Annotated in this window: 18 protein-coding genes and 4 pseudogenes; 8 read left to right on the top strand and 14 right to left on the bottom strand. The window is 38.5% G+C overall.

Annotation, left to right across the window (positions count from 1 at the left end; genetic code table 11):
* Positions 1-34: 34 nt before the first annotated feature.
* From P4S71_RS06600 to trmL, 4 genes are all read right to left on the bottom strand, one after another.
* Positions 35-1522 (bottom strand): methyl-accepting chemotaxis protein, encoded by a 1488-nt coding sequence (locus P4S71_RS06600; RefSeq protein WP_007376040.1) that lies wholly within the window; start codon positions 1520-1522, stop codon positions 35-37.
* 198 nt (positions 1523-1720) lie between these two features.
* Positions 1721-2446, bottom strand: coding sequence for a substrate-binding periplasmic protein (locus tag P4S71_RS06595; RefSeq protein WP_007376041.1), 726 nt, complete (start codon positions 2444-2446; stop codon positions 1721-1723).
* A gap of 10 nt (positions 2447-2456) precedes the next feature.
* Complete coding sequence (locus P4S71_RS06590; protein ID WP_096793824.1) at positions 2457-3131, bottom strand: TorF family putative porin; 675 nt, start codon at positions 3129-3131, stop codon at positions 2457-2459.
* A 478-nt stretch (positions 3132-3609) separates the two neighbouring features.
* Positions 3610-4074 carry a tRNA (uridine(34)/cytosine(34)/5-carboxymethylaminomethyluridine(34)-2'-O)-methyltransferase TrmL gene (gene trmL, locus P4S71_RS06585; protein ID WP_337150340.1) on the bottom strand — a complete coding sequence of 155 codons (465 nt, stop codon included), beginning with the start codon at positions 4072-4074 and terminating at the stop codon, positions 3610-3612.
* A gap of 159 nt (positions 4075-4233) precedes the next feature.
* On the opposite strand from trmL, the gene P4S71_RS06580 reads away from it, so the two are divergent.
* On the top strand, positions 4234-5076 hold the full coding sequence (locus P4S71_RS06580) for a cation diffusion facilitator family transporter (protein WP_081824583.1): 843 nt from the start codon (positions 4234-4236) through the stop codon (positions 5074-5076).
* Positions 5077-5179: 103 nt separating this feature from the next.
* Here the strand turns inward: P4S71_RS06580 and P4S71_RS06575 are convergent.
* The 3 genes and pseudogenes from P4S71_RS06575 to P4S71_RS06565 all read right to left on the bottom strand — a co-directional run bounded on the left by P4S71_RS06575 (position 5180) and on the right by P4S71_RS06565 (position 8211).
* Positions 5180-6125: pseudogene (locus P4S71_RS06575) on the bottom strand (alpha/beta fold hydrolase).
* Between the two features lie 3 nt (positions 6126-6128).
* Positions 6129-7544, bottom strand: a complete 1416-nt coding sequence (locus P4S71_RS06570) for an ATP-binding protein (RefSeq protein ID WP_337150339.1) — start codon at positions 7542-7544, stop codon at positions 6129-6131.
* A complete protein-coding gene (locus tag P4S71_RS06565) occupies positions 7522-8211 on the bottom strand; it encodes a response regulator (protein WP_007376047.1) in 690 nt (229 codons plus the stop codon). The genes P4S71_RS06570 and P4S71_RS06565 overlap by 23 nt, the downstream gene beginning before the upstream one ends.
* Positions 8212-8400: 189 nt before the next feature.
* Here P4S71_RS06565 and P4S71_RS06560 point away from each other — a divergent pair, with 189 nt between their 5' ends.
* Entirely contained in the window at positions 8401-8889 is a 489-nt protein-coding gene (locus P4S71_RS06560) for a periplasmic heavy metal sensor (RefSeq protein WP_096793822.1), read from the top strand.
* 282 nt (positions 8890-9171) lie between these two features.
* Here the strand turns inward: P4S71_RS06560 and yacG are convergent, their stop codons facing one another.
* The 7 genes and pseudogenes from yacG to nadC form a co-directional block, all read right to left on the bottom strand.
* Positions 9172-9402: a DNA gyrase inhibitor YacG gene (gene yacG, locus P4S71_RS06555; RefSeq protein WP_007376049.1), complete on the bottom strand. Its 231-nt coding sequence runs from the start codon at positions 9400-9402 to the stop codon at positions 9172-9174.
* Positions 9403-9517: 115 nt separating this feature from the next.
* Positions 9518-11193, bottom strand: a pseudogene (gene pilB / locus P4S71_RS06550) (type IV-A pilus assembly ATPase PilB).
* Between the two features lie 278 nt (positions 11194-11471).
* Positions 11472-12119 (bottom strand): dephospho-CoA kinase, encoded by a 648-nt coding sequence (gene coaE, locus P4S71_RS06545; RefSeq protein WP_337150338.1) that lies wholly within the window; start codon positions 12117-12119, stop codon positions 11472-11474.
* Position 12120: 1 nt separating this feature from the next.
* Positions 12121-13005 carry a prepilin peptidase gene (locus P4S71_RS06540; RefSeq protein ID WP_337150337.1) on the bottom strand — a complete coding sequence of 295 codons (885 nt, stop codon included), beginning with the start codon at positions 13003-13005 and terminating at the stop codon, positions 12121-12123.
* 16 nt (positions 13006-13021) lie between these two features.
* Positions 13022-14203 (bottom strand): type II secretion system F family protein, encoded by a 1182-nt coding sequence (locus P4S71_RS06535; protein ID WP_337151601.1) that lies wholly within the window; start codon positions 14201-14203, stop codon positions 13022-13024.
* 104 nt (positions 14204-14307) lie between these two features.
* The gene (locus P4S71_RS06530; protein ID WP_337150336.1) at positions 14308-14766 is read right to left on the bottom strand and encodes a pilin; all 459 of its coding nucleotides are present in this window, start codon (positions 14764-14766) and stop codon (positions 14308-14310) included.
* A 460-nt stretch (positions 14767-15226) separates the two neighbouring features.
* Positions 15227-16071, bottom strand: a pseudogene (gene nadC / locus P4S71_RS06525) (carboxylating nicotinate-nucleotide diphosphorylase).
* 1039 nt (positions 16072-17110) lie between these two features.
* Between nadC and ampD the strand changes: the two are divergent.
* From ampD to lpdA, 6 genes and pseudogenes are all read left to right on the top strand, one after another.
* Complete coding sequence (gene ampD, locus P4S71_RS06520) at positions 17111-17665, top strand: 1,6-anhydro-N-acetylmuramyl-L-alanine amidase AmpD (RefSeq protein ID WP_008136808.1); 555 nt, start codon at positions 17111-17113, stop codon at positions 17663-17665.
* Between the two features lie 13 nt (positions 17666-17678).
* Positions 17679-18530, top strand: coding sequence for a beta-lactamase regulator AmpE (gene ampE, locus P4S71_RS06515; protein WP_033031936.1), 852 nt, complete (start codon positions 17679-17681; stop codon positions 18528-18530).
* A gap of 352 nt (positions 18531-18882) precedes the next feature.
* Positions 18883-19632: a pyruvate dehydrogenase complex transcriptional repressor PdhR gene (gene pdhR / locus P4S71_RS06510; RefSeq protein ID WP_337150335.1), complete on the top strand. Its 750-nt coding sequence runs from the start codon at positions 18883-18885 to the stop codon at positions 19630-19632.
* A 90-nt stretch (positions 19633-19722) separates the two neighbouring features.
* Entirely contained in the window at positions 19723-22389 is a 2667-nt protein-coding gene (aceE, locus tag P4S71_RS06505) for a pyruvate dehydrogenase (acetyl-transferring), homodimeric type (RefSeq protein ID WP_337150334.1), read from the top strand.
* A 10-nt stretch (positions 22390-22399) separates the two neighbouring features.
* Positions 22400-24318: pseudogene (gene aceF, locus P4S71_RS06500) on the top strand (pyruvate dehydrogenase complex dihydrolipoyllysine-residue acetyltransferase).
* Positions 24319-24523: 205 nt separating this feature from the next.
* The gene (gene lpdA, locus P4S71_RS06495; RefSeq protein ID WP_007378726.1) at positions 24524-25948 is read left to right on the top strand and encodes a dihydrolipoyl dehydrogenase; all 1425 of its coding nucleotides are present in this window, start codon (positions 24524-24526) and stop codon (positions 25946-25948) included.
* Positions 25949-26006 lie beyond the last annotated feature (58 nt).

The raw sequence follows: 26006 nt of genomic DNA, 5'->3' as shown, positions 1-26006 counted from the left end.
GCCTTTTAGCTAATATCTGAAAGGCTTATTTTCTTTACGTTTTAAAAACAGTTACTGATTTTTTCAGTTTAAGAGCGAGTGTTTTCATATCTTCTGAATATGTTTGAACTTGTTCAATTTTCCCCATGCTGTTTTGACCAGCACTGACAACTTCATTGATATTTTTACTTAGATCTTCAGCAACAGTGCTCTGCTCTGATACAGCACTAGAGATGTGACTCGACATATGTGTAATAGATTCTATTACTTCAGATATATTTTCTATTAATTCACTGGCTGCATTTGCAGCACTCATGCTTTCTTGACTCATACTTTTACTTAAGCCCATAACATTAACAGCAGATTGTGAGCCTTGTTGTAATTTGTTAATTGTTTCATGAATTTCAGCTGTACTCGTTTGTGTTCTACTTGCTAAAGAGCGTACTTCATCAGCAACAACAGCAAATCCACGGCCTTGCTCACCAGCTCTGGCTGCTTCAATAGCGGCATTTAATGCTAGCAAATTGGTTTGTTCAGCTATCGCTTGAATAACATCCAGCATAGATACAATATCTTGCACGCTATTTTCAAGACTAGCAATTACAGTTGATGCTTCATCTAATTGTCCCACCAAGTTCTCTATTGAATTTATAGAGCTTAGGAATGCATCATGAACTTTTTTTGCATCTATATTTGCTGTTTCGGCGGAGCTTAGCGTTAATTTGGCATTATTTTCAATTTCTACCGCAGACGATGCCATTTGCGTAATTGCAGTTGCTATCTGGTCTGTTTCTGATTGTTGTTCTGTTAAATAGTGAACACCTTCGCTGCTAACATTAGAAATACTCCCAGCAACGTTAAAGGAATCCTCTACTGATAGTTTCACACCGTTAATAAGCTCAGCAATTTTGTGTTCAAATTGGTTGAATGAAGCCGCGAGTTGGCCTATTTCGTCGTTGCGACGAACAATTATCTCTTGTGTTAAATCACCATCGCCATTGGCAATGGTTGCCATTTTTTCAGCCACTTCAGATAATGGTTGAGCAACTAATTTTTTGAAAATATAGATTAAAACTCCAGCTAAAATAGTGACGAGTAGTAATATTTCTATAACCGAAAAAATAGCCAGTTCAAGTAGCACAGCCTCAATATGGCTAAACTCAATATAAAGATTAATTTTGCCTACTTTATTTTGCGTTCCTGCATCATCGTAGAATAACTCAGTTTGTGTCATTGATGGTGTTTCTGCACCATCTGTTTCAACGAATACCTCTCCATTCGTATCGTATACTACTATTTTGGATATATTTTGGGATGCAACTTCGGCATTTATTAGCTTTTTGGCTAATTCATCTTGGAAGTTCCACATCGCATTGGGCAGTGACAGCCCAATACGCTCTTTTGCAAGATTGATTTCAGTATCAAGCTTTAGCTTTAATTGATTGCTTTGTGCGGTGTAATCATAAACACCAAAGCAAAGCAAAACAAAAACCATAGCGCTTAATGTAGTAATAACCAGCCTAAATAGAATTGAACGAGTCAAAATATCTCCTTACTTAATCGGAACTCTGGTTAAAGTTGTTGATAACGTTTTGAACGATAGTTAATTTATTTTTCTGTCCAGGTATTTTAGGAGAGCAAAGCGAATTTACGCGTTAATAGCTGGCTCGTTGCAACTAAATTCAACGAGGTTAATGTTGAAAATAGTTGCTTGGGATATATTTACTATTCAAAGTCCAAATTACTTAAGATAATTTGCCATAATGGTGTTTACATCTATTTTTGTAAGCCCCTGATTATAGATTTTCTGCCATTTTTGCCCTTCAGTATCATTTCTAAAGGCAATGTATAGTTTTTTATCTTCTAATAATGTTGTGTTCATTGCTACCTTATTTTTTAGTGCTGATAGCGATTTATCGGTATCCAGTAAGTACTTAAGTACGTTTGCGTCTATTACTGCAGCATCAATTCGCCCCGCAGCTACTTTTTTAATATTTAATACATCAGAAGGAGCTGCGTCTCCTTTAATTGTGCCAGAGGCAATCATGTCATCAAGTTCTTTTGTATTAACATAGTCTTGTACAACACCAATACGTTTACCTTTAAGGTCTCCCACCGATGAATAGGCAATTGGTTTAGCGTTATTTTGTAGCAGCCCCAGAGGTCCAGTCCCTGTTGCATCAGAAAAAACAAAATCCGATGTTTCATGCATATATTCTGGAAAGTAGCCGACATACTTAGAATTTGCTTGTGAAGCAGAGTTAACGGCACGTGACCAAGGATAAAAATCTACGATAAGCTCATGTCCTTCGGCCTTAAATGCTGCTTTTGCGACTGCGACTGATGCTCCTTGTTGTTCTAATGATTTATCTGAATAAGGAGGCCAAGCCAAGGATGTTAAATAAACTGTTTCAGCAGCTATAAAATTAGAAAAAGTAAGTAAAAGAAAGAATAATGTGGTTTTCATTTATAAACCCTTAGAAGTTAAATGTTCTTGAAACGGTTGCTAGTAAAGTTGCATCACCGTACGTTTCTAAATCTGTGTCTTCATAACCAGCAGTAAAATTCCACTCATTCCAAGTATAGTTTGCAGTTATACGCCAATGCATATAATTATCATCACCAGGCTCCCATTCCCACTTGTCATCGTCGAAACTCATAGAGTAATCGGCGCCTACATCAATTGAAAAAACGTCATTAATCGGAACGTTGTGCGTCAGCATAATGATGCTATGCCCAGCCCCTGTAGCAAAGTAATCCCATGCGTACCAAAAGTTAAGGTTAGTGTTGCCATAATTGAATTTGGCGTAAGTTTCAGCGTAGTTATAATCGGAGCTAAAATCTTCACCATGGTAAGTATATTGCGCAATACCAATATCTAGATTAATCGAGTCTGTTAAGCTTGTGTAATAGCCAATGTAGCCATCGGCTTCTATATCAGTGCCTTCACCAAAGTCGACATTAGAGCCCCAAATTCCGGCATACAACCCCGAGTTTCCGGCCCAATCAAAACTTGCTTGTAAAGCCGGGTCTTCTTGAGTTTGACTTACACCATTGAATAAGTAATCAGATGCTAAGGTAACTGTCGCTGATGTAGCAGCAATACTCGATGTAGAGCATAAAATAAGTGAGCAAAGAAATATTTTTTTCATAGAGTTTCAATGTAATTAAATAATTGTATGACATTGAGCTTAGTTCAATAATTATGATTATGAGAACTATATAGTAAAAAATGAATGTTAATTTGATACAGGATAGTCTTTACTTTGGGGCGGTTTAAATGAGATGCATACAGATAACCTGAATTCCGGTTAAGGGATTTACTAATATATTGAACAATAATGATATTTTAATTTATTTTTCTCTAGCAAGGGATTTGCAGTGAAAGCAAGGTGAATTTACACGCCAATAATGGGCCTATTGTAAGTAAATTCAGGTTAGATAATACGCAGCCGAAGATAGGTTGTTGCTTTTATTCCTGGGCTGTAATTTTGTAGTCCAACATTTTAAGTTTGTATGTATTTTCTGATAACTGCATACATTAGCTAATAGTGTAGCCAAGGGCTTTGATTTAGAGCTCATTTAAACTAAGAGCCATATCTTGGCTTACAATATTAGTAAGTGCATTAGTTATTGTGCGTTAGGGAAACCCAATTGACGCCAAGATTCATAAACAAATACAGCCACGGCGTTTGACAAGTTCATACTACGACTATTAACTTGCATAGGAATACGAACACGTTGCTCATTTGGTAGGGCTTGGATCATATCATCAGGAAGGCCACGGGTTTCTGGGCCAAATACAAGGCAATCGCCAGCTTCGTAACTTGCTTGATGATGAAACTGGCTACCTTTAGTAGTACATGCATATACTTTTTTAGGCTTACATTTTTCTAGGTATGCCTCAAATGAAGCGTGACGTTGAACATGGCTGAATTCATGGTAATCAAGGCCCGCACGTTTTACACGTTTATCATCCCATTCAAAACCCAAGGGCTCAATTAAATGCAGTGAATAGCCTGTGTTTGCGCACAGACGAATAATATTACCAGTGTTAGGAGGAATTTCAGGTTGGTATAAAACGATATCCAGCATAATAAGCCTTTTAAATGATCAGTAGTTTAACGATTTTCAGTATACACGAAACCTTTTAAAAAAATGATATACTCACTGTATTGAATACACCTATTAACGGATAAAAACGTGCACAACCGCAGTTACGAATTTTGGGTTAAAACTTCTAGTATTGTTACCATGATAATGGTTAGTTTAATGATTACTGCAAAAACGTGGGCGTGGCTTGCATCGGGTTCAGCATCAATGCTTGGCTCACTAACCGATTCGTTAATGGATATAACGGCTACTGCAATGAGCTTTTTAGTTTTAGGTTATGCGCTGCGCCCAGCTGATGATGATCACCGATTTGGTCACGGCAAAGCTGAAGCTATAGCAGGGCTTGGGCAAGCCGCTTTTATTGCAGGTTCAGGCTGTTTACTGGCATTTCATGGTATTGAGCGATTATTTAACCCAATACAGCTCAGTCATTCTTTATTAGGCGTGTGGGTTAGCATTTTTGCTATTGCGTGTACCTTGGTTATTGTATTTGTACAAAATAAAGTGATTAAGTACACCGATTCAATCGCAATAAAAGCTGATTCAGTACATTACAAAGGCGACTTGATTTTAAATGCCGCCGTGTTGCTTGCTATTTTATTAGCATACTATGGCGTATTGTATGCCGATCCTGTTTTTGCTATTGGGGTAGCGGGTTACTTACTTTACAACAGCTGGGAAATAGCCAGAGATAGTGCCGATCACTTAATGGATAAAGAGCTGCCAGATGACGAAAAACAAAGCATATTTGAAATAGCTAAAGCGCATGCTGATGTACATGGCGTACATGGTATTCGTACTCGCCAAGGCGGTAAGATAAAATTTATCCAAATGCATTTAGAGCTTGATGACAATTTAAGTTTGATTCGTGCGCATAACGTGGCTGATGAAGTAGAAGTATTGATAACCAAAGAGTTTGAATCTGAGGTCGATATTCTGATCCACCTCGATCCATTGTCGGTGCTTAACTTAAACTCGGATTAAGCGATTTTTAGCATATTGATTTGTAATGCCAACCTGTATAAATCTTTGAGCAATTTAACGAATTAAATTGCACTATTACAATAAAATTTAACACAATTAGCTATTAAATCGTCACAGATTCACAAAACTGATATAAGCTTTTAAGCAGTGGTTGGCGTATTTCATCGCGCTCAAAAAATAGTTCGTGTTTAGCGTCGGCAAAGCTCTCAAGTATTGTATTTTCGTGCCTGTTTGCCAGTTTATATTGCGCACTGTTATCAACTATTTCATCATTTTGAGCACTGGCAATATAAAGTGGAATATTAACCGTTAATTTATTCACGGATGAAATAAATGCAAAAGTAGTGTGTAGCCAACCATAAGTCACACCACCAAGTTGTAATTTAGGCTCTTGTTTATAGGCTTTCCTAAATAGTTCGTAACGTATTGGGCTACTAGTTAAGGTATTTATAGCAAACTCATCAGGCGTATAATCTGTTTGCCCGAGCGCATAGCTGTATTGAAAGCCAAGTAATGTTGCAGTACTTGCGACTAATTTAGCTAAAGGTTTTGGTGTGCCTTTGGTGTAAATGTCGAGCATTGGCGCAGATAAAAACGCGCCACTAAAAGTGTGTTCAAAATGTGCAAGATAATCAAATGCAATAGCCCCCCATTGAGTGACTGACTAATACCTTTTTACCTTGCCAATAATTATCTACAACTTCTTTATTAAATAAATGAAGGTCGGCGGCATAATCTTCAAAGCGCTTTACGTAGCCTTTGTGCTTGTTTTTTAAATGCCTGTAAGAACGACCTTGGCCTTGATGATCAATTATAAACACCGCATAATTATTATTATAAAGTTCCCATAGTAACTCTTTATATTTTTCTAAGCCCTCTATACGACCTGAGCTAATAACAATCGCAATGTGTGGATTTTTTGGGATAGCGTAAGCGTAAAAAAGTTGTCCATAAGGTGTATTTAAATAAGATTTTGTCAGTGTATTATCATAAAAGTTACTAATGGCCGGTTGGTTACTTTTAAGCTCGTTCTCACTACTATAAAACATTGTTTACTCTTTAATTATTGGCAACGTTATATTTGCACATAAGCCGCCTTGTTCTTTATTCGATAATACTAAGTTGCCACCATGTGCAGTAATTGCATTCTTGGCAATTGCCAAGCCTAACCCCGTACCGCCGCTAACTCGGTCTCGCGCATCTGACTGTCTAAAAAATGGTTCACAGAGCTTATTAAGTTGGTTATTAGGGACTCCAGGTCCATCATCACATATTTCTATATAAATGGCATCAGTATGCTTTAGAGTAATGCTAATAGTGCTATTGGCGTATTTAATCGCATTGCGTAGTAAATTTTCAAGTGCGCTGGCAATTAGTGTTTCATCACAGTTAACACTAATGTCTGCACTTCCCATAATCTGTAATTGCTTGTTGTTTTGTTTTGCTTCAAATTGTGCGTCGTTAAGCACATGGTCAATTATAATTTGCAATGATTGTTGTTGAAGTAAAAGTGCCTGACTTTTCGCCTCTAAACGAGACACTTGCAGTACATCAGCAATCATTTTATCTAGTTGATTCGCTTCTTTTTCTATGCGCAGTAAATAGGACTGACTCGCTTCATTTGCTTGCATTTGAGCAAGGCCCGTTGCCATTTTTAAGCGGGTAAGAGGTGAGCGTAACTCATGTGATATATCTGCAAGTAAGCGTTTTTGCGAGCTAATTAATTGCTCTAATTGATTAGCCATGCTGTTAAAATCACGACCGAGTATACCGAGTTCATCTTTTCTGCTTACTGAAATGGCCGCTCGAGCACTTAAATCACCACCAGATAATTTAACAGCTGCTTTTTTTAGGCTATTTATAGGGGCAATTAAGTTACGACTAAATAAAAAGCTTAAAATTAGAGATGCGATGATGGCGATAGAAACTTTCATCCATCCAGGCATAAGCTTTAAGCGAAGGAACAAAGGTGGCTGATGATTTATGTCTATTTCATACAAGTAAAAGTTGCCCGAGGGTACTGTAATTTGAATAGGGCCAAATGCTTGATACTTTTCAGTAAAAATAATTTGCGGTGACATTGTCTTAGTAAAATTAAGTAGGCTCAAATCAACGTCATTCGGGACTTCTTTATTTGTTAATGAGTCTTCTTGTTGCTCAGCACTTAAATATAATAACTTACGTTTAGATAAGCGTGGGTGAGACAACATATCACTCAGTGTCCGCTTATGTTTTACAACAGAGCGTTCTATACTTTTGGCTGTATAGAGTAAGTTTTTTTCCATCGGACCGTGTAATGGCTCGTTACTAACGGCGTTGATTGCCGTAATGTTGCTTAAGAAAACCAGTGCTGTAATCGTGCCTATTATAGTTAGCCAAAACCATATAAATATTTTAAAGAATAAGTAATGCCCAGGATGTTTAAGCCAAGACAAAGAGCCTACTTTATTCTCCTTGGATAAAGACATAACCTGTTCCTCGCATTGTTTTGATTCGCTCGCCTGAAATATGCTCAGCTATTTTTTTACGGATATTGCTTACATGCATATCAATAGAGCGATCGAAGGAAGCTAAGCGACGGCCAAGTACCTCTTCACTTATGAGTTCTTTACTGACTACTTCGCCTGCATTTTTGCTTAAAAGGGCTAGTATTTCGTATTCGGTGCCTGTTAATGTAAGTGTATGATCATTAACAGACGCTTCTCGAGCGGCTAAGTTAACAGTGATCCCATTAACCTGTAACTTATTACTGGTAGTAATGTTAAAGCTATTAATATGTTCTATACGGCGTGTAATCGCTTTAACACGCGCAAGTAACTCACGGTGGTTAAATGGTTTAGGGATATAGTCGTCTGCGCCAAGTTCTAATCCGAAAATACGATCGAAATCTTCCCCTTTTGCTGTAAGCATGATTACCGGCGTTAATTTTGTTTGTCTAAGTTGTTTAAGTACTTCAAAGCCATCTAGAGTTGGTAGCATCACATCAAGTAGTATTAACGCATAATCGTTTACTTGCGCGAGCTTAAGACCTTGTTCACCGTCATGTACGCTTTGTATTTCAAAACCTTGGGCAGTTAAATATTCACTTAATAGCTCGCAAAGGCCGGTATCGTCGTCAATCATTAATAGTTTCATTTACAAACCCTTAGAGTTGCTTATGGCGTTATTTTACCCACTAAATTGTGCAAAAGTGAATCTTTACACAACCTTTACACTGCTTTGCGTTACTTTGCATTGAGTTAGGTATAGTTAACTTAGTTGATTAAGCAGTCACAACCACACAAATAGAACCAATAGTTAAACCAAATAGTTAAGGTAATGATTATGACTAAATTAAATACACTTTCTAAATTAGTACTTGTTTTTGGCCTGGCAACAGCAACACTTGGTGCCGGTAGTGTTATGGCTAAAGCTGACGGGCATAAACAAGGTCATTCTCAAGCTCGTTTTTTACTTTCTGAGCGCGGCGTTGAAAAATTAAGCCTAACAGATGAGCAGCAAACTAAGCTAAAAGCTATTTTTTCAGCGCAAAAAACACAAATGAAAGCATTACGTAGCGACGATAAAGAAGCTCGTAAAGCGATGCGTGAAGCGCATAAAGCAAAAATGGATGCGTTACTTTCGGCTGCAACATTTGATGAAAATGCAGCTAAAGAGTTATTAAATGAACGCTATGAAAAGGGTGAACAATTTGGTTTAATTAAACTAAAAACGCAGCACCAAGTAATGCAAGTACTTAACGCTGAGCAAAAAGAGAAATTTGCTAAAATGCAAAAGCGTATGAATAAAAAGCACCGTAAACAAAAAAGTTAATTTTACTTTTTTGTAAATACTAAAAAACCAGCGTAATGCTGGTTTTTGCTTTTATACCAATTCGCTTAATTAAGTGATCTATTTTGAGGGAAGAAAATCGTGTCGATAACAAGGCAAAAATTTCGTTATTTAGTTGTTCTCGGCAATTGCTCCTGCATTGCTCTACCTCCTGCATCCATGCAGTCGTATATCAGAAATTTTTAACGTAGTTAACGTCTGATTTAACCCCTCAAATTGATTAAGTATTATTGCGGATTGGTATTAGGGCATTATGGAGATAAATTATTTAAAAAAGTCATCTTCATTTTTGGCCATCATAGCTTCAATATCTTCAATCATATCTTGGCTAAACTCTTGTGCTGATGTAATTGGCGCTGAAATTTTATTATTTTCAAACGACCACTCACCAAGATCAATTAGTTGGCAGCGTTTAGAACAAAAAGGCCGATGTGGGCTCTGTTCTGACCACTCAACTTTAGCTTTACAGGTTGGGCAGTTTACAATAGTAGGCATAATTTACTCTCTACAATCTTTTTTTGCATTTTACATTACTTAGATATGAGTCTCTAGGTATAAGTAAGGCTCTGAATTTAGTGTTCAGAACCTTGTCGCTTTTAACTATGGATCTTTAAAAACTTGTTACTCGATTAATTTCAGCAAGCGAGGTCATTCCATCAGCCGCTTTACGAATACCTGATAATCGCAAGTTATTAAATCCTGCTTTAAGTGATACTTCTGCTATTTCTAATGAATTACCGCCACGCATTATAATTTGTGCTATCTCTGGTGTTATTTGCATTACTTCATAAATACCGACACGACCCTTATAACCATCAGTGCAATTATCACATCCTTTAGGTGCATAGAGGGTCATTTCACTAATTTGTTGCTCGCTAAAACCTTGGCGGGTAAGTTCTTCGTTTGGTAATATTTCCGGTGTTTTACATTTAGGGCATAAACGTCGAGCCAAGCGCTGGGCTATAATCAAACTAATTGAACTTGCTACGTTATAAGCTGGTACGCCCATATTTAATAACCGAGTTATCGTTTCAGGTGCTGAATTAGTATGCAGAGTTGATAGTACTAAGTGACCTGTTTGCGCCGCTTTTATTGATATTTCTGCGGTTTCTAAGTCACGTATTTCACCTACCATGACGACATCAGGGTCTTGGCGTAAAAATGCACGTAATGCATTTGCAAAGGTCATATCGGCTTTAATATTAATTTGTACTTGGTTTATACCTTCGAGATTAATTTCGACAGGATCCTCTGCGGTACTAATATTACGCTCTGGTTGATTAAGTATATTTAAACCAGTGTAAAGTGATACTGTTTTACCCGAGCCCGTAGGTCCTGTAACTAAAATCATCCCTTGAGGCTGAGCAAGCGCATCCATATAGAGTTTTTTCTGCTCCGGCTCGTAGCCTAATACATCAATACCTAGCATTGCGCTTGATGAATCAAGAATACGCATTACTATTTTTTCCCCCACAGGGTCGGCATTGTACTTACACGAAAATCGATACTTTTACGTTCAGTAATTTTTAGCTTTATACGACCATCTTGTGGTTTCCGTTTTTCGGCAATATCTAGGCGTGACATTACTTTTATTCGTGCAGAAAGTTTTGTTGCTAAGGTATTAGGTGGGCTGGCTACCTCATGTAAAATACCATCAATACGAAAACGGATGCGGTACTTATGCTCATAAGGTTCAAAGTGTAAATCAGAGGCCCCTTTTTTAATGGCATCCATTAGGATTTTATTGATGTAAACAATGATAGGTGCATCATCTTTTTCATCATCTTTTGGGGTGGCTTCTTTAGTGTTTTCACTATCTAAGTCAGCAAATTCTTTAAATTCGTCATCGCTTAAATTTAAGCTACCAGTTGCATCAAGCAATTGGTCAATTTTTTTATCAAGTTCAATGTAGTCAACTACTACTATTTCACAGGATAAGCCGGTACTAAATTCATAGTTTTCAAACGCACCATAATCGGTCGGATCAGACGCGGCTATGTATACTTTTCTACCTTTTTGCACCAAGGGTAAAATATGGTGTTTACGGATCAACTTTTCTTTTACAAGTTCGGCTGGGATCCTTGCAGGTTCAAAGTCTTTTAAATCGAAATAAGGTACGCGAAATAAATCAATACATTGCTCAGCTAAGTCTTTGCTATCGATGTTTCCACATTTGGCAATAAGCTCGGCGGTTGAGGAAAAATCTCGTTGTTTTACTTTAACGGTATCTGCATCAATACGGCCAAGGGTAATAAATTTTCTTAGTAACGGTGAGTTAATATTCATTGCGCACCTGCTTAATTCGTTAATGATTAGCAATTTATCAGAAAAAACAAGGAGATTATATTACTCTTCATCAGATGGACTAGTTTTGCTAACTAAATATTGTTTTATAAATTATCTTATTGTTTTAAATTACTTAACCTGAACTCTGATTAAGGGATTTACTAACATATTGAACCATAATAATATTTAAATTTAGTTTTCTCTAGCTAGATATTTCAACGCAGTTAGCGCTGAAAGTAACAGCTTAAGATAGATTTATTATCCAGAGTTCGTGTTATCTAACTCGCATTTTTTAATGCTAATTGCATATAACGAGTATGTAGAGACCGAAGTGATAATTTGACTAACGCTAAATCCCTATCATTATTTAAAATATCATCTGCTTTTTTACGTTTATTTTCACGAGACATTTGTGTTGCAATAATACTATTTACTTGTTCAAGGCTCACATTATCACGCTTAAGTGTGCGCTCGACTTGGACATTTTTAGGCACGTCAATGAGTAGGGTTCGGTTACAGTACTTATCGAGACCATTTTCAAATAATAACGGGGCAACTAAAACCACGTAAGCACTATTAGCGGCATTTAAATCAGCGACTATTTTTTTGCGAATAAGAGGATGCAGCAAGTTATTTAGCCACTGTTTATCTGCATCGTTAGTAAAAATGCGCTCTCGTAAGGCACTTCTGTTTAGCGTGCCATCGCTAAGTAATAACGTATTGCCAAAGTGCGTTATTATTGCATTTAAACCGCAGCTCTTGGGCTCAACTACTTGGCGAGCAATAATATCCGCATCAACAATGGTTATATCAAGTTTCTCAAACATGTCACTAACAGCTGTTTTTCCGCAGCCAATACCACCTGTTAAACCCAAAACCCAATTGTTTTTTTTATTGCTAGAGAGTTTAGTTATTTGCTCACTCATTTTAATAACCAATTAAATTAAAATAAATGTTTTGTAATTCAGTGCCCCATAGCATAGTGATCCAGCCTGCAATGGCAAGGTAAGGACCAAATGGTATCGGGGTTGCTTTGTCTTTTCCTTGAATACTGAGTAATACAATGCCAATAACAGCGCCAACAACACTTGAAAGTAATATAATGCTAAGTAGTGATTGCCAACCAAGTAATGCACCAAATACAGCGAGTAATTTAAAGTCGCCATAGCCCATACCTTCTTTACCCGTTAGTAACTTAAATAGCCAAAATACACTCCATAGGCTCAAATAACCAAAAACCGCCCCCATAATTGCATCGCTCGGCGCTACGGTATAGCCCATTATTGACGCTATTAAAGCAAGCCATACTAGTGGTAATGTAAGTTGATCGGGTAATAGCATATGGTCTATATCAATAAAGGTTAGTGCAACTAATGCCCAAGTAATCAATATATACAGTAAAGCTTGTTCATTTGCGCCCATAGTATAAGCAATAAATAAGCTTAATATTGCTGTAATGGCTTCGACTGCAGGATAGCGTATTGATATAGGGTTATTACAACTTGCACATTTTCCTTTTAAAAATAACCAGCTAATAACAGGAATATTTTGCCAAGGTTTAATAGCCGTTTTGCACTTTGGGCAGGTTGAGTTTGGCTTTACTAAATTAAATTGCTCGTTATTTATTGCTTTACTATTTTTAAGCTCGTCTTCTAACAGTATTCTACACTCACTTTGCCATTCTTTTTGCATCATTAACGGTAGCCGGTAAATGACCACATTTAAAAAGCTACCTACACATAAACTAACTAAGCCAATGGTGGTTAAGTAAAACCACAATTGGCTTTGCATTACTTCTATAATAATTTGCATATAAAAAACCAAATAATTAAATAACAGAACCAAGTTGGAAAATAGGGAGGTACATAGCAACAATTAAACCACCAACAAGTACACCTAATACAGCCATAATTAATGGCTCTAGTAAGCTAGATAAGCCATCAACTGCATCATCTACTTCTTGCTCATAAATAGTGGCTACTTTGGCCAGCATACCATCGAGCGAGCCAGATTCTTCACCGATAGCAACCATTTGGATTACCATGTCAGGGAAGATTTTTGAGTTTCTCATTGCCCAGTTCATTTGGTTACCTGAGCTAACCTCTGCTTTAATATCTAAAATAGCATAACGGTACACTGCATTGCCCGAAGCACCTGCTGCTGAATCAAGTGCATCAACTAATGGAACACCGGCAGCAAATGTGGTCGAAAGTGTTCGCGCGTAACGTGCCACAGCTGCTTTGTTTAAAATCATGCCAATAACAGGGAGCTTAAGTATGGCTCTGTCGGTTGCATCCCTGAGCTTTAGGCTTCTTAATTTAGCCTCTTTAAAAGTCCAGCCAAAAACCACTATCGCAATCAGAATCATCCACCAATAAGCTTGCATAAAGTCAGAAATACCAATTACAAATAATGTAAATGCAGGGAGTTCAGCCCCAAACCCTGCAAAAATGTCCTGAAATTGTGGCACTACGAAAATAAGCAAAATTGAGGTCACTATAAGGGCAATGACTAAGACAGCAATAGGGTAAAACATTGCTTTTTTAATTTTTGATTTAAGCGCTTCTGATTTTTCTTTATAAATAGCTATGCGATCAAATATTTTATCAAGTGCTCCTGACTGCTCGCCAGATTCAACTAAATCACAATATAAGTCATCAAAATAACGTGGATATTTTCTAAGTGATAAAGACAAAGGCTGACCAGCTTTTACATCATCGCCTACAGCTGAGATAAGCTTGGTAACGCTTTTATTTGTTGAGCCAGAAGCTATCATTTCAATAGATTGAATTAAGGGTACGCCAGCCATTAACATAGTGGCAATTTGGCGAGTAACCAAGGCGATATCTTTAGGTGTTATTTTTTGAGTGTGTACGCCAAATAAAGGTTTTGGTTTACGTTTTACTTTTGAGGGAGTAATACCTTGCTTACGAAGTTGAGCTTTTACTAAGGCAATACTGATACCAGCGATTTCACCTTCTAAGCGCTTTCCTCTAGTACTAACTCCTATCCATTGGAAAGTATTTAAATCATCGTTTTTATTTTTTTAGACACTTTTCAGGCCTTCAGTCACTTAAGGGGTAGCAGTATATACAGCTACCCATTTTGCTTAAGTTAGTTTACATCACAGTTTATACCACGACCAGAAGTTGTTGCAGAGCAACCAGTTCCCGTCATAACCCATTTTAGACTACCATTACCAACTGTAGGTGTAATTGTTAGTACCATATTTGCACCGGCACTATTTGTAGCTGTAGTGGTTAATAAAATAACACCATCAGTAGTAGTAACTGCATCAACAAAGTTGATTGTTGCACCATCGTCAGCTGCAATGTTTGCTGGGATGTCTTCAGAACCACCATCACAGTCACTTAAGCTGCCATTCATCTGGCTACAAAGAGCTACTGCAGTTTTAAATGAAGCTACTCCAGCTAGCGCCGAGCTAACTTTAGTTCTTTGGGTATAATCTTGATATTGAGGCAATGCAATTGCAGCAAGAATACCGATGATTGCTACTACGATCATTAATTCAATTAGGGTGAAACCCTGTTGTTTTTGAGTCATTGTTTTCATGTTTCCTCTCCTAAAGGATAGATTTTTGTAGGTTAAATCATATAAGCAGCAAAATTGCCTAACTTAATTTAGCTGATTTAGTTTACAGTTTTACTTAAAAAAACTTTATTTCACGTTAACTTTTGAGTGTTGACCACAAAAGCTATAAATTCATTGTGTGCTACTACGTTGTATCAATCAAATTATACGTTAGCAATGAATACTAGACACTTGATAAAATAATTTAGTGTATTTAGTTTTTAAACTAAATTGCCAAGTAACTATTTTGGCTGAACTTATAAAATAAGTTGATACAACAGTGCGAGTCTAGCACTGTTTATTGTTATTTAGCATACGTATTTAATGTTAAAGGTACTTTATTTAACAAAATATTAAAGAGTAGTCCTTTTTCACTATTAAATGCTCAATTATTTAAAATGTCAATGAATTAGCTATGCTTAAACCTTTTTTAGCGTGTTTTTTATTCAAAACGCATTGATAAATCGATTGATTGTAAATTTTTTGTAAGCGCACCACTTGATATAAAGTCAACACCCGCTTGAGAATAGGCTTTGAGTGTTTCTAGCGTCATATTACCAGAGACCTCAAGTTTGGCGCGTTTATGCGTTAATGTAACTGCCTGCTTAATTTGCTCAATGCTAAAGTTATCAAGCATTATAATATCAGCGCCAGCGTGAATAGCTTGATTTAGCTCATGAAGTGATTCAACTTCGACTTCAACTGACTTATTAGGATGGTTCAGTTTTGCTTGAGCCACTGCTTTATCAATTGTGCCACAGGCTGCTATATGGTTTTCTTTAATTAAGAACGCATCAAATAAGCCAATACGATGATTTGCACCACCGCCACATTTTACTGCGTATTTTTGTAATGCGCGAAGCCCTGGTATTGTTTTGCGAGTGTCGAGTAGTTGTGTAGTGGTACCGCTTAACTCTTTTACATAATGCGCTGTAGTAGTCGCTGTACCTGATAAGGTTTGCACAAAGTTAAGTGCAGTACGCTCGGCAGTTAATATTGAACGTGCTGAACCAGTGGCTGTAAATAATGTGCTGTTTGCTTTAATTACGTCGCCATCATTTACGAGTACGGCTACTTTTACAGTCGGGTCTACTTGTTTAAATACTTCAAGGATGATGTCTTTTCCGCAAAAACGCAGTCTTCGCGCGTTATTACTTTGGCATTTGCTTGCTCGTTTAGTGGGATCAGTTGTGCGGTAATATCGCCATCTTGCGCGGTTTGGTAATTTAAATCTTCGTCGAGTGCAAGAGTAACAAGTTGACTAATTAAGGTGTGCGAAATAGACATAGCAAAGCTCATAAGCGTTAATAAATTAAGAAAATTTTACTATGTTTGTAGATGAAAGAGAAGCGATTGGCTTTGTTCCGATATAAAGATAAGCGCGCGAAGTGAATTTGCACCTACGGTTTGGTGTATGTTGTAGGTGAGGTTTTACACCTCGCTTTTAATTTAAAAAGTTACGTTACATGAGCGCGAAATAAATTCGCACCTACGTGTGGGTTTAAATTATTTGTAGGTGAGGTTTCACACCTCGCTTTTTAAACACCCAAGCCAAGTTACATGAGCGCAAAGTAAATTTGCACCTACGGTTTGGTGTATGTTGTAGGTGAGGTTTTACACCTCGCTTTTTAAACACCCAAGCTACGTTACATGAGCGGGCGTAAATTCGCACCTACGGTTTGTCGTATGTTGTAGGTGAGGTTTTACACCTCGCTTTTAATTTCAGAAGCTACTTTACATGAGCGCGAAATAAATTCGCACCTACGTGTGGGTTTAAATTATTTGTAGGTGAGGTTTTACACCTCGCTTTTTAAATACCAAAGCTCCGTTACATGAGCGGACGTAAATTCGCACCTACGGTTTGGTGTATGTTGTAGGTAGGGTTTTATACCTCGCTTTTAATTTCAGAAGTTACGTTACATGAGCGGACGTAAATTCGCACCTACGGTTTGATGTATGTTGTAGGTGAGGTTTTACACCTCGCTTTTTAAAACCCAAGCTACGTTACATGAGCGAACGTAAATTCGCACCTACGGTTTGGTGTATGTTGTAGGTGAGGTTTTACACCTTGCTTTTTAAAACCCAAGCTCCGTTACATGAGCGGACGTAAATTCGCACCTACGGTTTGCTGTATGTTGTAGGTGAGGTTTTACACCTCGCTTTTTAAACACCCAAGCTACGTTAAATAAGCGGGCGTAAATTCGCACCTACGGTTTGGTGTATGTTGTAGGTAAGGTTTTACACCTCGCTTGTTACTATCATTGTTTTAATAAATCCTTTAGCATCAGCGATATGTATATCTTGATATTTATATAGCAAACGTATCATGAAAATAGATTTAAGTGGTGTTTTAAGTACGGTAGTGCAGCGGCCTTGTTCGCACTTTGATGAGCGCCCTGATGAGGCTGATATTTCTTTATTGGTGATTCACAATATATCATTGCCAGCAGGGCAGTTTGGTACACCTTTCGTTGATGAGTTATTTATGGGTAGCATTAACTGTAATGCTCATCCGAGTTTTAGTGACTTAAAGAATTTACGTGTATCTGCCCATTGCTTTATTAAGCGCACCGGGAATGTTTTACAATACGTGCCATTTAATAAGCGCGCATGGCACGCCGGCTTATCTGAATTTGAAGGGCATGCGGCGTGTAACAATTTTAGCATTGGTATTGAGCTTGAAGGAACTGACACCACTCCTTATACTTTAATGCAATATAATGCGTTAGCTGTTTTGAGCAAGTCAATAATGCAACGCTATCCAAAAATAACGCCTTCACGTATTGTGGGGCACTGCGATATTGCTCCAGGGCGAAAAACCGACCCAGGTAGTAGCTTTAATTGGCAATTGTTTTTAAATATGCTTGAGCAATCAAGCTAAGAGAGTAACTACAATGATTTTGGTTTCTATAATAATTGCACTAATACTTGAGCGTCTAGGTGCTAGGTCTAATTATTGGCAAATAAGTTATTACGCAAATGGTTATTTAAATCGCTCTAATAAATTACTTGGTGATAAGGGCTTATTTAGCTCAACACCGGGGTTTTTTGTTTGGCTTGCACTCCCTGTTATAGCTATAGCGCTAGTTTATTGTTTGTCAGATTTTGTATTGTGGCAGTTGGGTATTAATATCGCGGTACTTTTAGTGTGCTTTGGTTGTGCTAAGCAGCGTGCTTTATACAAATCGTATTTAAATGCGTTAACGCGCGACGATGGTACTGCAGCATCTTTATATGCACTGCAAATAGGTCAAAAGCGTACCGATGATCAAGATGGTGGCGAGACTTTTGGGCAAACATTGGCGTGGGTAAACTTTAGATTTTATTGTGCGGTTATTTTTTGGTTTGTTGTTTTAGGCGCGCCAGGTGCGGTTTTATATGCATTAGTACGTACTTTAGCTGATTTAGTACGAGAAGATCATAAGGTAATATTTGCTAAGCGTTTTAAGCTTATACATAAACTATTGTTTTGGCTCGACTGGTTACCTGCACGTATTACCAGCTTTGGTTATTTAGTAATAGGTAACTTTAATAAAGGCACGAGCTGTTGGCTACGTTACGTACTTAACTTTAAATCTCCAAACCGAGAAGTCGTAACATGTACTGCACTGGCTGCGGAGCAAGTTGAAAAGCGTTATTACGGCTGTACCTACGAAGCCACTTGTATGATTAAGCTTGTTAAGCGCAATGTATTATTTTACTTAGTACTTATAGCACTACTTACATTATTTGGTGGGCTGTCTTAAGTTAATACCTTTTTAATAAAGTACCTTATGCAATGTAAGGTGCTTTAATCTCTTCCTGCAATTTTTAAACACAATAAAATAGAGCTAATATTCTAAATTCATCTGGTCAGACCAATTGTTTTCATCCTATTAACGTTATAACAATTTTTGTAAATTGCGCATTGTTTAATCTTCGTTCAAAATGCGTTACGCTACTGCCAACGTATAAACACACTGTAAATTGACAGCTATTAGGCTTTTTGATACCGTATTGAAAATTTTTGGTATGACCAATTTACCTTTTGGGTAAATCATACGACTTAAAGCCCCGTTTTGTGGGCTTTTGGTATTTATACAACGCGGACGTTGATTCATGTCTTTAAAGATTAAAGCAGCAAAATTATCTGATGTTATTTTACAGCAACTTGAGAACATGATTCTTGAAGGCTCGTTAGCACCAGGTGAAAAGTTGCCACCAGAGCGTGAACTAGCAAAGCAATTTGAAGTGTCTCGCCCGTCACTACGAGAGGCAATTCAAAAGTTAGAAGCGAAAGGTTTAGTTACGCGTCGCCAAGGTGGCGGCACGTTTGTAAAAAATCAGCTCGAAGAAGGGCTTACTGATCCACTTTTTGATTTGATTAGTAAACACCCTGAGTCGCAGTTTGATTTACTTGAATTTCGTCATGCATTAGAAGGGATTGCTGCTTACTACGCAGCACTGCGCGGGACCAGCAACGATTTTAGCAAAGTAAAGCAAAGCTTTGATGAAATTGCCTTAGTTAATGATGATTTACAGCAAAAAGCAAAAGCAATTAATGCATTTCACTTTAGTGTGGCTGAAGCTTCGCATAATGTCGTGTTATTGCATTTAGTTAGAGGTATGAAAGCGCTGCTTGAGCAAAATGTACTGCAAAATTTAACTGTTTTATTAAAAAAGTCAGATATTAGCAGTCAGTTAGCCGAGCACAGGCGTTTATTAATGGATGCCGTTATTGACGGTAATCCAGAACAAGCCCGTTTAGCAAGTAATGCGCACTTAGCGTTTATTGAAGAAGCACTACTTGAAGCAGGCAAAGAACATTCGCGAATTGAACGTAGTTTAAGACGCACTAAACAAAATTAAGTTAGTACATAACTACTTTGAACACACAAATTAAGTAGCTGTGATATTAAATTAACAATATTCGTATTTTAAACATAAGGAAACCTCCATATGTCTGAAGTCAATAAAATTGACGTAGACGCGCTAGAAACACAAGAGTGGTTACAAGCTCTTGAATCAGTTGTGCGCGAAGAAGGTGTTGAACGAGCTCAGTTTTTACTTGAGCAAGTATTAGAGCAAGCCCGTTTAGATGGCGTTGATATGCCAACGGGTATTACCACGAACTACGTTAATACTATTCCTGTAGATCAAGAACCTGCTTACCCGGGTGATGTAAATCTTGAGCGTCGTATTCGTTCAATTATACGTTGGAACGCGATTATGATCGTTCTACGTGCATCTAAAAAAGATCTCGACTTAGGCGGCCATATGGCGTCTTACCAATCATCTGCTGCATTTTATGAAGTGTGTTTTAACCACTTCTTTAAAGCGCCAAATGATGTAGACGGTGGTGACTTAGTTTATTACCAAGGTCATATTTCTCCTGGTATTTATGCACGTGCGTTTGTTGAAGGTCGTTTATCGGCTGCACAGCTAGATAACTTCCGCCAAGAAGTTGATGGTGAAGGCTTACCATCGTACCCACATCCTAAGTTAATGCCTGAATTTTGGCAGTTCCCTACGGTATCAATGGGCTTAGGTCCTATTTCATCAATTTACCAAGCTCGCTTCTTAAAATACTTAGATGGTCGTGGCTTAAAAGACACTAAAAACCAACGTGTATACGCGTTTTTAGGTGATGGTGAAATGGATGAGCCAGAATCACGCGGTGCTATTTCTTTTGCTGCACGTGAAAAACTAGATAACCTGTGTTACTTAGTTAACTGTAACTTACAGCGTTTAGACGGCCCAGTTATGGGTAATGGTAAAATTATTCAAGAGCTAGAAGGCTTGTTTAAAGGCGCTGGCTGGAACGTAATTAAACTAGTGTGGGGCAGCGGCTGGGATATTCTTCTAGCTAAAGATACAACGGGTAAATTACTACAGTTAATGAACGAAACTGTTGATGGCGATTACCAAACATATAAAGCTAAAGATGGCGCGTACGTACGTGAAAACTTCTTTGGTCGTTACCCAGAAACAGCAGCACTTGTTGCTGACATGACAGATGATGAAATTTTCGCGCTTAAGCGTGGTGGTCATGAGTCATCAAAATTATTTGCTGCATTTAAAAAAGCAGAAGACACTAAAGGCCGTCCAACTGTAATTCTTGCTAAAACTGTAAAAGGTTACGGCATGGGTGAAGCAGCTGAAGGTAAAAACATTGCGCACCAAGTGAAAAAAATGGACATGTCGCATGTTGCACATTTACGTTCACGCCTTGGTCTTGACGATTTAGTATCTGAAGAACAGTTAAAAGAACTTCCTTACCTAGAGCTTGAAGAAGGTTCTCCTGAGTATAAATACCTACATGCACGCCGTGATGAACTTAAAGGTTATACACCTAAGCGTATACCACGTTTTAGTGAAAAATTAGCGTTGCCAGAAGTAGAAGCATTTAAGCCGCTACTTGAAGAGCAAAAACGTGATATTTCTACCACTATGGGCTTTGTTCGTGCACTTAATATCTTATTAAAAGATAAAGGCATTGGTAAAAACATCGTACCAATTATTGCCGATGAAGCGCGTACATTTGGTATGGAAGGTTTATTCCGTCAAATTGGTATTTACAATCCGCATGGCCAAAACTATACGCCACAGGATCGTGATATTGTTTCTTACTACAAAGAAACTGTATCAGGGCAAGTGCTTCAAGAAGGTATTAATGAGTTAGGTGCAATGTCGTCATGGGTTGCTGCTGCAACTTCATACAGCACTAACGATTTACCAATGATCCCATTCTACATTTACTACTCTATGTTTGGTTTCCAACGCGTTGGTGACATGGCATGGATGGCGGGCGATCAACAAGCACGTGGTTTCTTATTAGGTGCTACTGCGGGTCGTACAACGCTCAATGGTGAAGGCTTGCAACACGAAGATGGTCACAGTCATATTCTTGCTAATACGGTTCCTAACTGTATTTCTTATGACCCAACTTACGCGTTTGAAGTAGCTGTTATTGTACAAGACGGTATTCGTCGTATGTACGGTGATGACCAAGAAAATATTTACTACTACCTAACGCTTATGAACGAAAACTACCATCAGCCAGCTATGCCAGAAGGCGCTGAAGAAGGTATTCGTAAAGGTATTTACAAGCTTGAAAGTTACGAAGGTAAAAAAGCCAACGTACAGCTATTAAGCTCAGGTACTATTATGACTGAAGTGCGTAAAGCCGCTACGATTCTAAGCGAAGAGTATGGCATTGCGTCTGACGTGTTCTCTGTAACGTCTTTCAACGAATTAACGCGTGAAGGTCAAGATGTTGAACGTTTCAACATGCTTAATCCTGAAGGCGAGCAAAAAACAGCATTCATCACAAGCGTATTAAACGACTCTGTGACTGTTGCAGCAACGGATTACATGAAAAACTACGCAGAACAAGCGCGTTCATTCATTCCAAGCAGCAACTACAAAGTGTTAGGTACAGATGGTTACGGTCGTTCTGATAGCCGCGAAAACCTACGTCGTCACTTTGAAGTTAACGCGGGCTACGTTGTTGTTGCTACGTTATCTGAACTTGCTAAACGCGGTGAAGTTGAGAAGTCAGTAGTTGTTGAAGCACTTAAAAAGTTCAACATCGACACTAACAAACTTAACCCACTGTACGCATAAGAGGTTTGCAATGAGTATTGAAATTAAAGTACCTGATATTGGTGACGACGAAGTAGAAGTAACCGAAATATTAGTAAGCGTTGGCGACAAAGTAGATGTGGACCAATCACTATTAAATGTTGAAGGCGACAAAGCATCAATGGAAATACCTGCTTCGCAAGCGGGTACAGTGAAAGAGATTAAAGTAAACGTTGGTGACACCGTTACAACGGGCTCTTTAGTGTTTTTGTTTGAAGGCGAGAGTGAAGGCACTGGCTCGACTAATGCATCAGCCGCTGCTCCAGCTAAATCTGAAGAGGCAGCACCTGCTGCTTCTACAGGTTCTTCGACTAAAGAAGTAACCGTACCAGATATTGGCGATGACGAAGTTGAAGTAACTGACATCATGGTTGCTGTTGGCGATACCGTTGAAGAAGAGCAATCTATCTTAAACGTTGAAGGCGACAAGGCTGCAATGGAAGTGCCAGCACCATTTGCTGGAACGGTTAAAGAAATTAAAGTAGCCGCTGGCGATACAGTTAAAACAGGCTCGTTAGTGTTTGTTTTTGAAGTAGCAGGAAGTGAATCTGCAGCACCGGCTAAAGAGTCGGCTCCTGTAGAAGCGCCAGCAGCTAGCTCCACAGCAAACGCAGCACCAAGTACTAAAGAAGTAAATGTACCTGATATTGGTGGCGATGAAGTTGAAGTAACTGAAATTATGGTTGCAGTTGGCGATACGGTTGAAGAAGATCAATCAATCTTAAACGTTGAAGGCGACAAAGCCGCAATGGAAGTACCCGCTCCATTTGCAGGTACGGTTAAAGAAATTAAAGTAGCCGCTGGCGATAAAGTATCGACTGGCTCATTAATTTTTGTATTTGAAGTTGCAGGCAGCGCGCCAGTAGCAGCATCTGCACCAGTTGAAAAATCAGCACCTGCAGCAGCGGCTAAAACTGAATCGGCTCCCGCTCAAGCAGCACCTGCAAAAGCAAGTAATGAAAGCTTCACAGAAAACAGTGCGTATGCTCATGCATCACCTGTTGTTCGCCGTTTAGCGCGTGAGTTTGGTATTAACCTAGCTAACGTTAAAGGCACTGGTCGTAAAAACCGTGTGGTTAAAGAAGACGTGCAAAACTATGTTAAAACACTGGTTAAGCAAGTTGAATCTGGTCAATTATCAGCTGGTAGTAATGCTGGTGGCAGCGAGCTTGGTCTAATTCCATGGCCTAAAGTAGATTTTGCTAAGTTTGGTGAAATTGAAGAGAAAAACTATCTCGCATTCAAAAGCTATCAGGCAAAAACTTACACCGTAACTGGGTACAAATCCCACACGTTACACAGTTTGACGAAGCTGATATCACCAGTCTTGAAGTATTTCGTAAAGAGCAAAATGCACTTAGCGAGAAGAAAAAGCTGGGTGTTAAAATCACACCTCTTGTGTTTGTGATGAAAGCAGCGGCTAAAGCACTTGCAGACTTCCCAACATTTAACTCTTCACTGTCTAACGATGGCGAAAGTTTAATTCTTAAGAAGTACATTAACATTGGTGTTGCTGTTGATACGCCAAATGGTTTAGTAGTGCCAGTGTTTAAAGATGTTGATAAAAAAGGCATTATTGAATTATCACGTGAACTAATGGAAGTATCTGTTAAAGCCCGTGACGGTAAGCTTACATCGTCTGATATGCAAGGTGGCTGTTTTACTATCTCTAGCCTTGGCGGTATTGGCGGTACGGCATTTACGCCGATTGTTAATGCGCCAGAGGTTGCTATTTTAGGTGTATCTAAATCTGAAATGAAACCTAAATGGAATGGTAAAGAGTTTGAACCTAAACTAATGGTTCCGCTGTCTATGTCATACGACCATAGGGTTATTGACGGAGCATTAGCTGCACGCTTTACTGTGACTCTTGCAAGTTACATGAGCGATATTCGCCAGTTGGTGATGTAACCAGTTTAGAAAAATTGGTATACGCAATAAAATAAATAGAATCAAATCCCAGCCAGTTGTTTTTAGCTGGGATTTTTACCATTTGCAATGATACAATCTTTGTACGAATTGCATCACTTTGTGCGCTGCTCACTCTTTCTGCCTTGCAGAAACATGGCAGTTAAATTTTAGGGCAGTGTCCCGTTCAAACAATTAAGGTAAAAGCATGAGCAACGAATTAAAAACTCAAGTTGTTGTACTAGGCGGTGGTCCTGGTGGTTATTCTGCGGCTTTCCGTGCTGCTGACTTGGGCTTAGAAGTTACATTAGTAGAATCTCGCGAAACATTAGGTGGCGTATGTCTTAATGTTGGTTGTATTCCTTCTAAAGCACTTTTACACGTAGCTAAAGTGATTGATGACGCAGCTGAAATGTCATCTCACGGTGTTACTTTTGGCGCACCAAAAATCGATCTTGACCAAGTTCGTACTTGGAAAGATTCTGTAGTTGGCCAGTTAACTGGTGGACTAGAAGGCATGGCCAAAATGCGTAAAGTGAAAGTTGTATCTGGATACGGCAAATTCACTGGCAGCAATACTTTAGTAGTTGAAGGCGCAGACGGCGCTACAACTATCACGTTTGATAACGCGATTATTGCAGCCGGTTCTAAACCAGTTAACTTACCTTTCATCCCACAAGATGACCGTGTAATTGATTCAACTGGCGCGCTAGAGCTTAAAGATGTACCAGAAAAGCTACTTGTACTTGGTGGTGGTATTATCGGTCTTGAAATGGGTACGGTATACCGTGCGCTAGGTTCTGCAATTGATGTTGTAGAATTTGCTGATCAATTAGTACCAGCAGCTGATAAAGACATCATCAAAATTTACCAAAAATACGTAAGCAAAAAATTCAACGTAATGCTTTCAACTAAAGTTGTTGGTGTTGAAGCTAAAGAAGACGGCTTATACGTAACGTTTGAAGGTAAAAACGCACCAGCAGAACCTGTACGTTACGACAAAGTACTTGTTGCAGTTGGCCGTACTCCAAACGGTAACTTACTTGATGCTGAAAAAGCGGGCGTAAACGTTGATGAGCGTGGCTTTATTAATGTTGATAAGCAATTACGTACTAATGTAAGCCATATTTTTGCAATTGGTGACTTAGTTGGCCAGCCTATGCTTGCGCATAAAGCGGTTCATGAAGGTCATGTTGCTGCAGAAGTTATTTCTGGTCAGAAGCATTTCTTCGACCCTAAATGTATTCCTTCAATAGCGTATACTGACCCAGAAATCGCTTGGGTAGGTGTTACTGAGAAAGAAGCAAAAGAGCAAGGCTTAAAAGTTGAAACTGCGGTATTCCCGTGGGCAGCATCTGGTCGTGCAATTGCATCTGCTCGTACTGAAGGTTCTACTAAACTTATCTTTGATAAAGAAAGTGGCCGTATAATCGGTGGTGCTATGATCGGTATTAACGCGGGCGAAATGCTTGGCGAAATCGGTTTAGGTATTGAAATGGGTGCAGATGGTGAAGACTTAGCGCTTACAATTCATGCTCACCCAACATTGAACGAATCAATCGGCCTTGCAGCTGAAATTTTTGAAGGTTCGATCACTGACCTACCAAACAAAAAAGCAGTTAAAAAGAAGTAATTTAACTCTTTAGCATTTGTTTGAAAAACCCAACTTAGGTTGGGTTTTTTTATGTCTG

Origin of the sequence: Pseudoalteromonas sp. B62 (assembly GCF_037162565.1) — a bacterium.
GTDB classification, from domain to species: domain Bacteria; phylum Pseudomonadota; class Gammaproteobacteria; order Enterobacterales; family Alteromonadaceae; genus Pseudoalteromonas; species Pseudoalteromonas fuliginea.
The sequence above is the reverse complement of the archived record's forward strand: the minus strand, read 5'-3'. Positions and strand labels throughout refer to the sequence as shown.

Coding starts and splice junctions, on each gene's coding strand:
- P4S71_RS06590 (WP_096793824.1), bottom strand. CDS start 3,131: ATGAAAAAAATATTTCTTTGCTCACTTATTTTATGCTCTACATCGAGT.
- aceE (WP_337150334.1), top strand. CDS start 19,723: ATGTCTGAAGTCAATAAAATTGACGTAGACGCGCTAGAAACACAAGAG.
- P4S71_RS06540 (WP_337150337.1), bottom strand. CDS start 13,005: ATGCAAATTATTATAGAAGTAATGCAAAGCCAATTGTGGTTTTACTTA.
- P4S71_RS06560 (WP_096793822.1), top strand. CDS start 8,401: ATGACTAAATTAAATACACTTTCTAAATTAGTACTTGTTTTTGGCCTG.
- P4S71_RS06570 (WP_337150339.1), bottom strand. CDS start 7,544: ATGTCTTTATCCAAGGAGAATAAAGTAGGCTCTTTGTCTTGGCTTAAA.
- coaE (WP_337150338.1), bottom strand. CDS start 12,119: ATGAGTGAGCAAATAACTAAACTCTCTAGCAATAAAAAAAACAATTGG.
- P4S71_RS06580 (WP_081824583.1), top strand. CDS start 4,234: ATGATAATGGTTAGTTTAATGATTACTGCAAAAACGTGGGCGTGGCTT.
- trmL (WP_337150340.1), bottom strand. CDS start 4,074: ATGCTGGATATCGTTTTATACCAACCTGAAATTCCTCCTAACACTGGT.
- P4S71_RS06595 (WP_007376041.1), bottom strand. CDS start 2,446: ATGAAAACCACATTATTCTTTCTTTTACTTACTTTTTCTAATTTTATA.
- ampE (WP_033031936.1), top strand. CDS start 17,679: ATGATTTTGGTTTCTATAATAATTGCACTAATACTTGAGCGTCTAGGT.
- P4S71_RS06565 (WP_007376047.1), bottom strand. CDS start 8,211: ATGAAACTATTAATGATTGACGACGATACCGGCCTTTGCGAGCTATTA.
- ampD (WP_008136808.1), top strand. CDS start 17,111: ATGAAAATAGATTTAAGTGGTGTTTTAAGTACGGTAGTGCAGCGGCCT.
- P4S71_RS06530 (WP_337150336.1), bottom strand. CDS start 14,766: ATGAAAACAATGACTCAAAAACAACAGGGTTTCACCCTAATTGAATTA.
- pdhR (WP_337150335.1), top strand. CDS start 18,883: ATGTCTTTAAAGATTAAAGCAGCAAAATTATCTGATGTTATTTTACAG.
- yacG (WP_007376049.1), bottom strand. CDS start 9,402: ATGCCTACTATTGTAAACTGCCCAACCTGTAAAGCTAAAGTTGAGTGG.
- lpdA (WP_007378726.1), top strand. CDS start 24,524: ATGAGCAACGAATTAAAAACTCAAGTTGTTGTACTAGGCGGTGGTCCT.